This is a genomic window from Citrobacter sp. wls826 (genome assembly GCF_005281245.1).
Lineage (GTDB): Bacteria > Pseudomonadota > Gammaproteobacteria > Enterobacterales > Enterobacteriaceae > Citrobacter > Citrobacter braakii.
On record NZ_SZWS01000061.1, the window covers coordinates 171,396 to 173,007 of the forward strand.

Here is a 1,612-nt window from a genome sequence, read left to right on the forward strand (position 1 = left end):
GACGATCAGTCCCAGCCGCAGTCGGGAGACGTTGATCCCAAGCGATCGGGCTTCATCATCCGACAGAGTGAGCAGGTTCATGCGCCAGCGCAGCAGCAATAACGGGACCAGTCCAGCAAGGATCAGCGGTGCTGAGAACCACAGATCGTGCAGAGTAATTGTCGATAAACCGCCGAGCAGCCAGAAGGTGATCGACGGGAGTTGGGTATACGGGTCGGCCAGCGTTTTGATGAGCGAGATTCCCGCGCCGCAGACCGTACCCAGCGCAATCCCGACCAGCACCAGCGTTAACACCGGATCGTGACGCTTGACTCGCCGGGTGATCAGCCAGACACCGGCGACCACTAACAAACCGCCAGTGAACGCATACAGCTGAATAAACAGGATTGGTAGCCCCAGCAGGATTGCCGTACAGGCGCCCAAACCGGCACCGGCCGCCACGCCGAGGATATCCGGCGAAACCAGTGGGTTACGGAACATTCCCTGATAGGTGGTTCCTGCACCAGCCAGCGCTGCGCCGAGTAACAATGCAGCCAGAATGCGTGGCAGTCGGATTTGCCAGAAGACGATTTTGTCCTGCATCGGGACGCCATCCCTGCCTGCAATAAGATCCACGACCTGCTGTGCATCGAGGCGATAAGCACCCGACACCGCGGCGATGCTCGCGCAAAGCACCACCGTCGTAATCATCAGAAAACCGAGGGTAGATGTTTTCATCAGACGCTCACCAGTTGTTGATACTGTGCGTCGCTTAACGTGGTGTGCCAGAACAGCTCACTGTAGCGCTGCATATCGGTTTTAAAGCCCGCTTCAACCTGTGGATCAAGCCAGGCATGCAGACGGCGTAACCCCAGCAAACGATTGATGCCGGGAGGCGCGTCCAGCCAGCCAAACGGCAGGCCGCTGAGAAACAGAATGCGCCGGTCGGCAACCGCTTTGACTCCTTGCCAGACGGGATCTTCTCGCAGGTACTGTGCCGTAATCGCATCCTGTACCAGAATAATATCGGGCTGCCAGCTCAACAGGTTTTCCATTGAAACCTGCGCCAGCCCGTGCCGCCCAGGAATTTGCGCCACATTGTGTAATCCCAGTAGTTCTGCCGCTTCGGTATGCAATGAACCTTGTAATCCTGTTTCAAGTCCGCGGGCGCCGCGCGCGGCATAAAAACGCAGCTTTGCTGCGGGAGAGTGTGAAAACGCGAGGGCTTCATCAATAAAACGCTGGGCCAGTTTGGCCTGAGTCCTTGCCCGCGTTGCGACTCCCAGCGCTTCACCTGCCGCGAGTAGCTGTTGCGGGCTGAGCCGGAGTTCGCCATTAATCAGCAGCCAGGGAATTTGCGTTTGCGCATTCACTTGTCTGGCCTGAGAAAGCCAGGTTTCATCGGCATTGCCGCAGTCAATCACCAGGTCGGGTTTAAGCGCCAGTAGCGCTTCAAGCGAGAGTGTGCTGGCGCGCCCCGCCAGCTTGCCCAGTTTCGGTAAAGCCCGAATGTCTTCGTGAAACGGGATGGCGGTCTGATGAGAAAAATCAAAGGATGAAAAACCAACCAGTTTTTCCGGCGCGACGGCCAGCAGCAGCATGTCGGCGGGTGCGCCTGCGCTGACCACGCGTT

The 1,612-nt window shown here is 57.9% G+C and carries 2 protein-coding genes; both read right to left on the bottom strand.

Annotated features, from left to right (window positions below):
* Nucleotides 1-690 (bottom strand): FecCD family ABC transporter permease (locus FDW87_RS18320; RefSeq protein WP_371415033.1); only part of this gene is annotated, 690 nt, incomplete at its 3' end.
* A 26-nt stretch (nt 691-716) separates the two neighbouring features.
* A partial coding sequence (locus FDW87_RS18325) for an ABC transporter substrate-binding protein (RefSeq protein WP_252363241.1) occupies nt 717-1,612 on the bottom strand: 896 nt, incomplete at its 5' end.